Genomic DNA, 12,542 nt, shown 5'->3' with positions numbered 1-12,542 from the left:
CGAGTCGCCCCGCCCGCACGGCTCTCCCGCCCTCAGAGGCCGCCCCGCCCGTCGACGACGGCCAGGGTCCAGCGGGCGCCGCCCTCGGCGCTGATCGTCAACCGCTGCTTGCCGGGGTCGGTGTGGACTCGGCCGACGGTGGGGGTGTTCTCGCAGCGGACGGTCGTCGGCGCGTCGGTCGAGGCCGCGCCCTTCGCGTCGTCCCGGGTGGCGATCTTCAGCGACTTGGCTCCCGTGCACGTGATGTGCACCGTGTAATCGTTCTTGCTGGGCGTGAAGTCCGGCAGTGGTGCGTCGCCCGCGCCGGTGCGCACCTTGACGAGGAAGCGGGGGTGCGCGGGCAGCGCCAGCGACTTGGCGGTGTCGCTCCGGGCCGCCTCCACCTCGCTGCCACGGTCGGCCGACGCGGCGCCGGAGGGCCGTTGCGGCGCGTCACCCGCGTCGGTACGGGAGGCGTCGGCGCCCGATGTGCACCCCGAGGTGAGCAGCAGAGTGAGGAGGGCGGCGGCGCAGAGGGGGGCTGGACGGTACACGGCGGTCGGTTCTCCTGTACGTACGTAGTCGTTGACCGCGATTCAACCTGGTCCGACGCGGCACGTCGATCGCCCGTACGACCAGCCCCCGCGCCTCGGTGCCGCACAACGATGGCCTCCGCAGCAACTCGGGCTGCGGAGGCCATCGTTCGGCGCCGATCACGCGGTGCCGACTACGGGGACGGGGGAGCCCGGTCGAGGCGCCCCGCCAGCTACAGCGCTTGCGCCGCCGGCTTCACCATCCCCCGCACCGTCCGCGACTTCACGAAGTCGCCCATCGCCGTCATGTCCCACTCGCCCGTGAACTGGCGGATCAGCTTGGCCATCATCACGCCCGTCTGCGGCTCGGCGTTCGTCAGGTCGAAGCGGACCAGCTCCTCGCCCGTGGCGCCGTCGATCAGGCGGCAGTACGCCTTCGCGACCTCCGTGAACTTCTGGCCGGAGAAGGAGTTGACGGTGAAGACCAGGCCGGTGACCTCCTGCGGGAGTGCGCCGAGGTCGACCACGATCACCTCGTCGTCACCGCCGCCCTCGCCCGTCAGGTTGTCGCCGGAGTGCTTGACGGCGCCCTTGAGGATCTTCAGCTTGCCGAAGTAGCAGCTGTCGATGTGGTTGCGCTGCGGGCCGTACGCGATGACCGACGCGTCCAGGTCGATGTCCTTGCCGCGGAACGCGGGCTCCCAGCCGAGGCCCATCTTGACCTGGGAGAGGAGCGGGCGGCCGCCCTTGACCAGGGACACCGTCTGGTTCTTCTGGAGGCTGACGCGGCCCTTGTCCAGGTTGATCTTCCCGGCGCCGGGGGCGGGGGCCGCCGGGGCGGCGGGCGCGGGCGGGGCCGGGGGCTGCTGGGCCAGGCGCGGGTCCGCGCCCGGGGGCGGCGGCGCCTGCACCGGGGGGCCGGTCGGCGGGGCCATGGGGGCGGCGGGCTGGGCGGGGGCCGGGGCCGGCTCCTCCACCGTCACGCCGAAGTCCGTCGCGATGCCCGCCAGGCCGTTGGAGTAGCCCTGGCCGACCGCTCGGGCCTTCCAGGCGCCGTTGCGCAGATAGACCTCGACGATCACCAGGGCCGTCTCCGTGCCCAGCTGGGGCGGGGTGAACGTCGCGAGGACCGAGCCGTCGTCCGCGTTGCGGATCGTGGCCGTGGGCTCGACGCCCTGGAAGGACTGGCCCGCCGCGTCCGGGCTCGCCGTCACGACGATCTTCTCGATGCCCGGGGGGACGGCGGAGGTGTCGACCGTGATCGCGTCGGGGGACGTGCCGCCGCCCGAGCGGTACGTCACGCCCGGGCCCGTGGGCTGGTTGTAGAAGATGAAGTCGTCGTCGGAGCGCACCTTGCCGTCGGCGGTGAGCAGCAGGCCCGATACGTCAAGACGCACGGGGGCGGTGACGTCCACCGTCACGCGGGCCGCGGTCAGGGGGATGTTCGAGCCAGGGGTCATAGCTGTCATGCCTGGGGTAACGAGCGGGGGGACTTTGCCGTTCCCTTACCTCAGGAGAATTTCCGTTCGGCCTTCGCGGGGCGCCCCAGTCCCGCCCCTTCTCCGAAACCGGGGCGCTGCGCCCCCTGGACCCCAGCCTGTCGATGTCCCGTGCGGGTGGGACGGGCCGCCGCCGATCGGCCTTCGGCCTCGTCCTCAAGCGCCGGACGGGCTGAATACTTGCCGGGGCGGGCCGGATGGTGCGGGTGGGACGGGCCTCCGCCGGATCGGCGCTTCGCGCCTCGTCCTCAAGCGCCGGACGGGCTGAATACTTGCCGGGCCGGATGGTGCGGGTGGGCGGCCGCCTTCGGGGAGCGGCTCAGCGTGTGTTCCGGGGATGGCCCCGCGACACCCTCTCGTTGCCCCGCTTGTAATTCCCCGTCCAGCGCGCCATCACCAGCTGCGCGTCGCCGGAGGCCGCCTCCGTCAGGAACTGTTCGGCTCGGGGGCCGCGCAGGGTCGCTGCGGTGCGGGTGCCGTGGGTGATGACTACGGTGCCGTCGGCGCGCTGCTCGTACTGGAATCCATGGGGTCTGGGCATGACCGGGATGGTAGGTCCCGGTCATGCCCCGGCGGTATCGGATTTGGGGCCGGGCCCGGACGGGCTCGGCTCACGGCACCACCACGATCTTGCGGCCCTCGCCCGCCGCGAACTTGCTCAGGGCCTCGGGGTACTGGGCCAGGGGCAGCCGGTCGCTGATGAAGACGTCGGGGTCGAGGACGCCGGTGGCGAAGAGTTCGGCGGCGCGTTCGTAGCTGTGCAGGACGGCCATGGAGCCGGTGATGGTGATTTCCTGGTTGTAGATGCGGTACGGGTCGATGGTGACGCGGGTGGCGTAGTCGGCGACGCCGAACTGGAGGAACGTGCCCGCCTTGGCGACGCGGTCGAGGCCGTCCTGGATGGCCGCGGCGTTGCCCGTGGCGTCGATGACGACGTCCCAGCCGCGCGGGCGGTCCAGCTCGTCGGGGTGCGCGCCGGAGCCGCTCACGCCGAGGCGCTGGGCGGTGGCGAGCCGTTCGGGGTTGAGGTCGACGACGTCGACGCTCGCGGCGCCGGTGCGCTTGGCCAGCTCCAGCATCATCAGTCCCATGGTGCCGGAGCCGTAGATCAGGACGCGGGCGCCGAGCCGGGCGCGCAGCACGTCGTAGCCGCGGACCGCGCAGGACAGCGGCTCGATGAGGGCGGCGTCCTGGGTGCGGATGTGCTCGGGCAGGCGTACGCAGTTGGCGACCGGCGCCACCGCGTACTGGGCCGCGCCGCCCGCCGTGGTCACGCCGATCGCGGCCCACCGCTCGCAGAGGTTGTTGTGGCCCTCGCGGCAGTAGCGGCACTCGTGGCAGTACAGGGAGGGGTCCACGGCGACCTGGTCGCCGATCGACACCTCGGTGACGCCCGTGCCCACGCCCACCACCTGGCCGGCGAACTCGTGCCCCGGCACCACCGGCAGCGTCGGCGCGAACTCGCCCTGCAGGATGTGCAGATCGGTGCCGCAGATCCCGCACGCGGCGACCTCCACGACCACGTCGCGCGGCCCGGGCGTGGGGTCGGGGACCTCGCCGACCACGGCCTTGCCGACGGACTCGATGATGGCGGCTTTCACTTGACGGCTCCCAACGACAGGCCCTGGACCAGTTTGTCCTGGGCGGCGAACCCCGCGGCGAGCACCGGCAGGGAGATGACGAGCGACGCGGCGCACACCTTGGCCAGGAACAGGCCCTGGCTGGTGATGAAGCCGGTCAGGAAGACGGGTGCCGTCTGGGCGACCACGCCCGTCAGGACCCGGGCGAAGAGCAGTTCGTTCCAGGAGAAGATGAAGCAGATCAGGGAGGTCGCGGCGATGCCGGGCAGGGCGATGGGGGCGACGACCCGCGTGAGGATCGTGGGCAGCCTGGCGCCGTCGATCTGCGCCGCCTCGATGATCGCGACCGGCACCTCGGACAGGAACGACTGCATCATCCAGACGGCGATCGGCAGGTTCATCGACGTGTAGAGGATGACCAGGAGCCAGATGTTGTCCAGGAAGTCGGTGTTCTTCGCGAAGAGGTAGATGGGGAGGAGGCCCGCGACGACCGGGAGCATCTTCGTCGAGAGGAAGAAGAAGAGGACGTCCGTCCACTTCTTCACCGGCCGGATCGACAGGGCGTACGCGGCCGGGAGCGCCAGGACCAGGACGAGCAGCGTCGACGCCGTCGACGCCACGAACGAGTTGATGAGCGAGGGCCAGGGGCTCGCGCCGCCGCCCGAGCCGAAGAACTCCCGGTAGCCGTCCAGGGTGAGGGACGCCGCCACCGAGGGCGGGTTCGTCGCCGCGTCCTCCTCGGAGTGGAAGGACGTCAGCGCCATCCAGGCGATGGGCAGGAAGAAGAGCAGCCCGGCCACCCAGGCAAGCAGTCCGAGGCCCATGCCCCTGGCCCGCGGCCGCACTCCCGCGCCCGCCCCCTTCGCCGGTGCGCGGAGGCCGGGGGCCGCCTCCTTGGTCCGTACGTCGCTCATGCGCGGGACACCTCCTCACGGAAGAGGGACGACACCACGCGGAGCGCGAAGGTCGCGATGATGATCGAGCCGATGACGACGAGGACACCGGCGGCGGATGCCAGACCGTTCTCGTGGGCCTGGTAGAAGCTCTGGTAGACGGTGTAGGGCAGGTTCGCGGTGCCGAGGCCGCCCGAGGTGATCGTGAAGACCGCGTCGAAGTTCTGCACGATGTAGATCGAGCCGAGCAGGGCGCCGAGTTCCAGATAGCGCCGCAGATGCGGGAGCGTGAGGTGGCGGAACACCTGCCAGTTGTTCGCGCCGTCCATGCGGGCCGCCTCGATCAGCTCGGTGTCGCGGCTCTGCAGCCCCGCGAGCAGGATCAGCATCATGAACGGCGTCCACTGCCAGATCAGGGACAGCTCGATGGCGATCAGCGGGGTGTTGGAGATCCAGTCGGGCTGGGTCGCGCCGTCGCCGCCGACCCAGTGCAGGATGCCGTTGAAGAGGCCGTACTCGGGGTTGTAGAGCACGTGCTTCCACAGCAGCGCCGCGGCCACGGGCACCAGCAGGAACGGCGCGATCAGCAGGGTGCGCACCACGCCCCGGCCACGGAACTTCCGGTCGAGGAGGAGTGCGAGGCCGAGACCGATGACGAGGCTCGCGAGGACGACCGTCGCGGTCAGGAGGATCGTCGTCCACACGGACTTGCGCAGGTCGGCGTCCGTGAGGACTTCCCTGTAGTTGGCGAGGCCGGTGAAGCTGCGGGCGTCCGGGTAGAGCGCGTTCCAGTCGAAGAAGGAGATCACCAGGGTCGCCACGAACGGCAGTTGCGTCACGGCGATCATGAAGATCAGGGCGGGCAGGAGCGGGGCCCGGGTGGCCCAGGCGCGCAGTCGGCCGGAGGGGCGTGGCGCGGAGGCGCGCGCTGTCGCACGCGGGAGCGGGGTGCTTGTCGTGGCGGTCATCGTCCCTCGTACTCCTCGGAGATCTTCTCGGCGAGCTTCTGGGACTTGTCCAGCGCCGACTCGACGGACTGGCGTCCGGCGATGGCCGCGCTGATCTCCTGCGAGACCCGGGTGCCGAGGTCGGTGAACTCGGGGATGCCGACGAACTGGATGCCGGGCGCGGGCCGGGGCTGCACACCCGGGTCGCGCGGCCGGGCGCCTGCGATCGCGGCGCGCATGACGCCCTGGAAGGCGGCCGCCTCCTCGCGGTACTTCGGGTTCTCGTACGTCGACGCGCGCTTGCCCGCGGGCACGTTGGACCAGCCGACCTTCTCGCCGACCAGGTTCTCGTACTCCTTGCTGGACGCCCAGGAGATGAACTTCCAGGCCTTGTCGGGGTTCCGCGAGGACTTCTGCAGGCCCCAGGCCCAGGTGTAGAGCCAGCCGGAGCTCGCCGTCTTCTCCACCGGCGCCGGTACGTAGCCGATCCTGCCCTTGACCGGGGACTTGGCGGCCTCCAGGGACCCGGCCGCGGCCGTGGCGTCGTACCACATGGCGGTCTTGCCCTGGGTGAGGTTGTTCAGGCACTCCGCGTACCCGGACTGGGCCGCGCCCGACTCGCCGTGCCCCCGCACGAGGTCCACGTAGAAGCGCGTCGCCTTCTCGAACTCCGGGGAGTCCAGGCGCGCCTTCCAGTCCTTGTCGAACCAGGTGCCGCCGAAGGTGTTGACGACCGTCGTCAGCGGCGCCATCACCTCGCCCCAGCCGGGCAGGCCGCGCAGACAGATGCCCTTCATGCCCTTCTCGGCGCCGTCCACCTTCGCGGCGAGGTCCGCGACCTGCTGCCAGGTGGGCTTCTTCGGCATGCTCAGGCCCGCCTTCGCGAAGACGTCCTTGCGGTACATCAGGAATGACGACTCGCCGTAGAAGGGCTCTCCGTAGAGCTTGCCGTTCTCACCGGTGAGGGACTGGCGCATCGGCGGCAGGATGTCGTCCTGGTCGAAGGCGCGGTCCTTGCGGGCGTACGGGCCGAGCTCGCGCAGCCAGCCGTTCTTGGCGTAGATGGGGATCTCGTAGTTGCTGAGCGTCGCCACGTCGTACTGGCCCGCCTGGTTGGCGAAGTCCTGGCTGATCTTGTCGCGGACGTCGTTCTCGGGCAGCACGGTGAAGTTCACCTCGATGCCCGTCTTCTTGGTGAAGTGGGCGGCGGTGAGCTTCTGCAACTCCACCATCTGCGGGTTGTTCACCATCAGTACGTTGATGGAGTCGCCGCCGGAACCGGACCCGCCCGCCCCGGCCCAGCAGCCGGAGAGCAGCGGGGTGAGCAGCGTCCCTGCGGCGGTCGCGGCGAGCAGCCGCCGCGACCTCCGTCGGCTCTGGGTTCGCATGAATCGCTCCTGAACAAGGGGGACAGAGAGGGGGGAAGGGGGCCGGGGGCCGTCTCGGGGTTTTGGGTGTGCGGTGCCGCACCGGCGGCCCTGGGGCGAGCCGGTGTGCGGGAGGGGGAAAGCAGTTGTCGGGCGGGTGGCGGGTGGCCCGGCGGGGTCAGACGCGGATGACCTGCGGCCCGCGCAAGGAGTAGCGGTGCGCCTCGGAGGCGGGCAGCTGCACGCCGGTGACGATGGACTCCAGGTCGCCCACGCCCGCGAACCGGCAGAAGCTCGCCGCCCCGAACTTGGTGTGCACGCCCACGAACACGGTGCGCCGGGACGCCCGCATGGCCTGCGCCTTCACCTCGCTGACCGCGGGGTCGGGGGTGGTCAGGCCGTGTTCGCGGGAGATGCCGTTGGCGCCGATGTACGCCAGGTCGATCACGAAGCCCGCGAGCATGCGGGTGGTCCAGTGGTCGACGGTGGCGAGCGTCCCGGCCCTGACCCGGCCGCCGAGCAGCAGGACGGTCACGTGCTCGGACGCGGCGAGGGCGCCCGCCGTCGAGAGGGAGGCGGTGATCACGGTCAGCGGGCGGTTCTTGGGCAGCGCCTCGGCGATGAGCTGCGGGGTGAAGCCCTCGTCGATGAAGACGGTCTCTGCGTCGCCGAGCTGCTCGGCCGCGGCGGCCGCGATCCGTCGCTTCTCGGGCACGTGCATGGTCGTACGGAAGGCGAGCGTCGTCTCGAAACCGGCGCTCTCCACCGGGTAGGCGCCGCCGTGGGTGCGGCGGACCAGGCCGTGGTCCTCCAGGGCGCGCAGGTCGCGGCGCACGGTCTCCTTGGCGACGCCGAGCTCGGCCGCGAGCACGGACACGTCGACGGATCCGGAGCGGCGTGCCGCGCGCACGATCTGCCGCTGGCGTTCCTCCGCCGACATGGGTGCCACCTCTTCCCACAGACTCCACTGCGATGTGCTGCCCGTTCGGGCCCTGTGGGGAAGTTCTACAGCCCGCGGAAGTGGGTGACCAGGCGCGCAACGGCCATGATGATGCCCGAATCCGCCCGTTTACCCGGGCGATGTCCTGCGCGGCAACGTGATCATGTGCCCGTTGATCGGCTCGGCACGCCCGTTTCCCGCCCGTTTGGAGTGCGGGCGCAGGGCGGGACGAGTCCCGGACGGCCGGAAATGACCGGTGGGAAATGAACGGTCGGGGGCCTGCCGTCGACCGGGACCCGTAGTCGGTCCGGGTCCTGCGATCGCCCGGGACCCGGAGTCGCCCGGGATCGGCCGTCGACCGGCCCCCCGCCCGTCAGGGCCGGTGGAAGCCGACCTCCGGGTGCGCGGGCGTCGGCCCGTCCAGCAGCGGCTGCCCGATCCCGCGCAGATGCCGGTCGTAGAACGCGGCGATGTAGGCGCGGGTGATCTGCTCGGCCCGCCGCCCCGAGATCGGCGCCGTGGGGTCGTGCGCGCCGAGCTGCCCGAGGACGACCGGCGCGTCGGTGAACGTGAAGTGCCCGGACCCGGCGACCGTCAGCCAGCGCTTCCAGCCCGCGAGGTGCGGCCAGGCGGCGCCCCAGTCGTAGGGGTCGTCGGCCTGGAGCGTGTTCGTGGTGCCGAGCAGCAGGAAGGGCCGGTCCACGCGGTCGGGCCTGGTGTGGAAGCCGCCGTCCATGTTCATGCCCGCGCGCACCCGTGGGTCGGTGTCCATCAGGGCGGCCGTGGCGGCGCCGCCGATGGAGTGTCCGCCCATCCCGATCCGCCGGGCGTCGATCATCCCGGAGTGCCGCCAGGCCGCCTTGCCCGTCCTGCCGCCGACGAGCCGGTCGAGGACGTACGACAGGTCCCTGGCCCGGTCCGCGGTGACGCGCGGCCCCGTGTCGCCCCCGCCGTCCACGCAGCCGACGCAGGGCAGCACGCGCCCGCCGCTGAACTCCGCGCCCGCCGCCTCATAGGCGTGGTCGACGGTCGCGACCACGTACCCCCGGCTCGCCAGGTCCTCGGCGAGGTGCGTCAGCGTCGAGCGCGGCGCGGTGAAGCCGGGGGAGAGCACGACCAGCGGGAAACCGCCCCGGGCGGGGTGCGCCCCGGTGCGGGCGTAGGTGCGGGTGGAGCTGTAGTCGGCGGCGGAGACCCGGCCGTCCAGCTCCTGGTACGCCAACATCTCCCGGGCCGCCGCCTTGGAGGTGTACGCGGTGGGCCGCCCGCCCGTGCCGCGCGCCGGGTAGTACATCGACAGCATCAGCTCCCGGGCCCCGGCCGAGGGCACCCAGGGGTCCTTGCGGCTCTTGTCGACCAGGTGCAGGGTGTCGCGGCCGACGGTGAACCGGCCGGTGGGACGGGGGAGTTCGGGCCGGATCGCGGGTGCGTCGGCGGTGCGGGCCGTCGCAGGCGCGGTGTCGGCGGGGGCGGCCTGGGCGCTCGCCGTGGCCGCGAGGGGCAGGGCGAGCGCCAGCGCGAGCACGGTGGCGACGGCACGCCCGCGCGGGGTGCTGAGGGTTCCAGTCATGACAACTCACCGTAGCCAGCGGCGTGTTCCCGCACGTCACCCCGCGGGCTGACCCGCACCAGACCGCAGGCGTACGGAACCGTCAGCTCCAAGGACGAGCCTCAATGCGGCCACACTGGCGGGTTCGTGCAGAAGTGGCCGCCCAGGTGCGCGTGGTCGGGGTTGGCGGGGTCGAGTTCGCCGTGCTCGGCGATCAGCTTCTCCGCGTACTGCTCGGAGTCGTCCCGCGGCTCGTACCCGAGCGCCCGTGCGGGCCCGAGGTCCCACCACAGCCGGGTGTTGGCCGACGAGCCGTACACGACGGTGTGCTTGACGTGCGGCGCGGTGAGGGCCGCGTGGAACAGCCGGGCCCCGTCGCCGGGCGACATCCACACCGACATCATGCGGACGTTGACGGGCTCCAGGAAGCAGGCGCCGATCCGCACGGACACCGTCTCGATGCCGTACTTGTCCCAGTAGTACTGCGCCAGGTCCTCGCCGAAGGACTTCGACAGGCCGTAGAAGGTGTCGGGCCTGCGGGGGGTGTCGACGGGGATGAGCGGGTCGTCGCCGACGGGGCGAGGGGTGAAGCCCACCGCGTGGTTGGAGGAGGCGAAGACGACCCGTGGGACGCCCTCCTCGCGCACCGCTTCGTAGAGGTTGTGCACGCCTTCGACGTTCGCCTTGAGGATCTTGTCGAAGGTGGACTCCAGGGAGATCCCGGCGAGGTGCAGGACGGCGTCGACGCCGCGCACCGCCTCGCGCAGGGCGGCCCGGTCGGCGAGGTCCACCGTGAGGGCGTCGGGCTCGCCGCCGACGGGACGCATGTCGAGCAGCCTCAGGTCGTATCCGTACGCGGGCAGGAGCCCCCGCATCAGGGTGCCGAGACCGCCGGCTGCGCCGGTCAGCAGGACGGTGCGGGGAGCGGGCATGCGGTGATCTCCTCGTACGCGTTCATGTATGAGATTCACATTCGTGGACACGCTAGGGAGCGGTGGCCCCCGTCGTCAAGTACCGCGCGGAGTCCGCGAATCCGCTCCTGAGTTGCGGGTTTGCGCGCTTGACCGGCCCGGCGCCGCGGCTTAGCGTGGGCGCGTTCAGGGATATGGATATGAATCAGAAACGTGCACGCCTAGGGAGAGCCCGTGACGTCAGCCCCCCTCGCCGCCAGGCTCCGCGTTCCCAGCGGGCCGCTGTTCTTCCCGGTCACGCCGTACGGGGCCGACGGCTCCGTCGACATCGAGGCCTTCCGCACGCATGTGCGCGGGGGCGTGGAGGCGGGCGCCGCCGCGGTGTTCGCGTGCTGCGGCACGGGTGAGTTCCACGCGCTCACCCCCGAGGAGTTCCAACTGCTCGTCACGGCCGCCGTCGAGGAGACCGCGGGCCGCGTCCCCGTGATCGCGGGCGCCGGGTACGGCACCGCGCTCGCCGTGCGGTACGCGCGCCTCGCCGAGGCCGCGGGCGCCGACGGTCTCCTCGCCATGCCGCCGTACCTGGTGGTCGCCGCCCAGGAGGGCCTGCTTCGGCACTACACCGAACTGGCCGCGGCCACCTCCCTCGACGTCATCGTCTACCAGCGCGACAACGCCGTGTTCACCCCCGAGACGGTCGTCGAGTTCGCCCGCGCGGACGGCATCATCGGTTTCAAGGACGGCCTCGGCGACCTCGACCTGATGCAGCGCGTCGTCAGCGCCGTGCGCGCCGAAGCCCCGGGCGACTTCCTGTACTTCAACGGTCTCCCCACCGCCGAGCTGACCGGCCTCGCCTACCGCGGCATCGGCGTCAGCCTCTACTCCTCGGCCGTCTTCTGCTTCGCGCCCGACCTCGCGCTCGCCTTCCACAAGGCCCTGAACTCCGGCGACGACGGGACCGCCGAGCGCCTCATCGACGGCTTCTACCGGCCCTTCGTCGAACTGCGCAAGGAGGGCCGCGGCTACGCGGTCTCCCTCGTCAAGGCCGGGGTGCGCCTGGCCGGACTCGACGTCGGCGGGGTGCGTCCGCCGCTGCACGAGCCCTCCGACGAGCACGTCAAGCGGCTCGCCGAGCTGATCGAGCGCGGCCGGGCGCTGCTGCGGGAGGGCGTGTGAGAGCGTCCGCGTTCCTCTACCCCTGGGACGTCGTCGGCGACCCCCGGGCCGCCGCGCGCATCGCGGACCTCGGCGTCGAGCAGGTCACCCTCGCCGCCGCCTACCACTCCACCCGCGCCCTCACCCCCCGCCACCCCCGCCACCGCGTCGTCACCGCCGAGCACGCCGCGGTCCTGTACGCGCCGGACGACCGCTGGGCGTCCCGCGCCCTGCGCCCGTACCCGGCCGGTGCCTGGGCCCCGGGCGACACCTACCAGGAGGCCGCGGACGCGCTGGCGTCCGCCGGGCTCGACGTGCACACCTGGGTGGTCCTCGCGCACAACTCCCGCCTGGGCGCCGAGCACCCGGACACCTCCGTGGTGAACGCCTACGGCGACCGCTACCCGTGGGCGCCCTGCATCGCCCAGCCCGCCACCCGCGCCTACCTGGTGGACCTCGCCGCGGAGGCCGCCACGAGGCCGGGCGCGGGCGGCACCGAACTGGAGTCGTGCGGCTGGTACGGCCTCGCGCACCTGCACGCCCACGACAAGATCGCGGGCGTGGGCCTCGGCGAGGCCGGGCAGTACCTGATGTCGCTGTGCTTCTGCGGGGGCTGCCGCGCCGGGTACGCCGGGCGCGGCCACGACCCCGACGAACTGGCCGCCGCCGTGCGCCTCGCCCTGGAGCCGGTGTGGCGGGGCGCGGCCACCGACCCCGGCTGGGCGGGCGTGGAGAAGCTCGTCGGCGCCGGGGCGGCGGCGGTCACCCGGGCCTGGCGCGAGGGGTGCGCCCGCGCGCTCCAGGAGGCGGCGGTCGGCGCGGTGCGCGCGGCGGCTCCCGACGGCTTCCGGGTGCTGCTGCACGCCGACCCGGTGGCGCACCACTGCGGGGCCAACGCCGGAGTGGACCCGCGCCACGTCCTGTCCGTCGCCGACGGCGTGGTCGTGCCCTGCGCCTTCGGCCCCGACCTGCTCGCGCCGTTCGCCGCGCACGCCGGTCCGTCCGCCGTCCTCGCGGCCAACCTCACGGTCGTGGCGGGCATGGGCGCCAGCCCCGCGACGCTCGCCGCCGACGCCCGCGCCGCGGCCCGGCTGGGCGCCACTGAACTGCGTCTTTACCACGCCGGTTTGGCCTCGGACGAGGACCTGGCGCTGGTGCGGACGGCCCTGTCGCAGATCGACTGACAACG

At 72.2% G+C, this 12,542-nt stretch carries 12 protein-coding genes; 2 read left to right on the top strand and 10 right to left on the bottom strand.

The window, feature by feature from the left end; all coding sequences use genetic code 11:
- Positions 1 to 32 precede the first annotated feature (32 nt).
- The 10 genes from ACZ6AA_RS34395 to ACZ6AA_RS34350 all read right to left on the bottom strand — a co-directional run bounded on the left by ACZ6AA_RS34395 (position 33) and on the right by ACZ6AA_RS34350 (position 10,219).
- The gene (locus ACZ6AA_RS34395) at positions 33 to 533 is read right to left on the bottom strand and encodes a hypothetical protein (RefSeq protein WP_471462375.1); all 501 of its coding nucleotides are present in this window, start codon (positions 531 to 533) and stop codon (positions 33 to 35) included.
- A gap of 212 nt (positions 534 to 745) precedes the next feature.
- Complete coding sequence (locus tag ACZ6AA_RS34390) at positions 746 to 1,972, bottom strand: TerD family protein (RefSeq protein WP_468450094.1); 1,227 nt, start codon at positions 1,970 to 1,972, stop codon at positions 746 to 748.
- Positions 1,973 to 2,330: 358 nt separating this feature from the next.
- The gene (locus ACZ6AA_RS34385; protein WP_468448648.1) at positions 2,331 to 2,552 is read right to left on the bottom strand and encodes a hypothetical protein; all 222 of its coding nucleotides are present in this window, start codon (positions 2,550 to 2,552) and stop codon (positions 2,331 to 2,333) included.
- Positions 2,553 to 2,622: 70 nt separating this feature from the next.
- Positions 2,623 to 3,612 carry a zinc-dependent alcohol dehydrogenase family protein gene (locus tag ACZ6AA_RS34380; RefSeq protein WP_468448646.1) on the bottom strand — a complete coding sequence of 330 codons (990 nt, stop codon included), beginning with the start codon at positions 3,610 to 3,612 and terminating at the stop codon, positions 2,623 to 2,625.
- A complete protein-coding gene (locus tag ACZ6AA_RS34375) occupies positions 3,609 to 4,415 on the bottom strand; it encodes a carbohydrate ABC transporter permease (protein WP_468450092.1) in 807 nt (268 codons plus the stop codon). Before ACZ6AA_RS34375 ends, ACZ6AA_RS34380 begins: the two co-directional genes overlap by 4 nt.
- A gap of 86 nt (positions 4,416 to 4,501) precedes the next feature.
- Positions 4,502 to 5,452, bottom strand: a complete 951-nt coding sequence (locus tag ACZ6AA_RS34370; RefSeq protein ID WP_468448644.1) for a carbohydrate ABC transporter permease — start codon at positions 5,450 to 5,452, stop codon at positions 4,502 to 4,504.
- Positions 5,449 to 6,819, bottom strand: coding sequence for an ABC transporter substrate-binding protein (locus ACZ6AA_RS34365; protein WP_468448642.1), 1,371 nt, complete (start codon positions 6,817 to 6,819; stop codon positions 5,449 to 5,451). Before ACZ6AA_RS34365 ends, ACZ6AA_RS34370 begins: the two co-directional genes overlap by 4 nt.
- A 157-nt stretch (positions 6,820 to 6,976) precedes the next feature.
- Entirely contained in the window at positions 6,977 to 7,738 is a 762-nt protein-coding gene (locus tag ACZ6AA_RS34360) for a DeoR/GlpR family DNA-binding transcription regulator (RefSeq protein WP_468448640.1), read from the bottom strand.
- 373 nt (positions 7,739 to 8,111) lie between these two features.
- Entirely contained in the window at positions 8,112 to 9,308 is a 1,197-nt protein-coding gene (locus ACZ6AA_RS34355) for an alpha/beta hydrolase family protein (RefSeq protein ID WP_468448638.1), read from the bottom strand.
- A 101-nt stretch (positions 9,309 to 9,409) separates the two neighbouring features.
- A complete protein-coding gene (locus tag ACZ6AA_RS34350) occupies positions 9,410 to 10,219 on the bottom strand; it encodes an NAD-dependent epimerase/dehydratase family protein (RefSeq protein WP_468448636.1) in 810 nt (269 codons plus the stop codon).
- 213 nt (positions 10,220 to 10,432) lie between these two features.
- Here ACZ6AA_RS34350 and ACZ6AA_RS34345 point away from each other — a divergent pair, with 213 nt between their 5' ends.
- Positions 10,433 to 11,374 carry a 5-dehydro-4-deoxyglucarate dehydratase gene (locus ACZ6AA_RS34345; protein ID WP_468448634.1) on the top strand — a complete coding sequence of 314 codons (942 nt, stop codon included), beginning with the start codon at positions 10,433 to 10,435 and terminating at the stop codon, positions 11,372 to 11,374.
- Positions 11,371 to 12,537, top strand: coding sequence for a hypothetical protein (locus tag ACZ6AA_RS34340; RefSeq protein ID WP_471462372.1), 1,167 nt, complete (start codon positions 11,371 to 11,373; stop codon positions 12,535 to 12,537). The genes ACZ6AA_RS34345 and ACZ6AA_RS34340 overlap by 4 nt, the downstream gene beginning before the upstream one ends.
- The last annotated feature ends 5 nt before the right edge of the window (positions 12,538 to 12,542 follow it).

The sequence above is a fragment of the Streptomyces sp. NPDC040610 genome (assembly GCF_055594065.1).
Note: the sequence above shows the minus strand (reverse complement) of the source record. Positions and strands in the feature narration are given on the sequence as shown.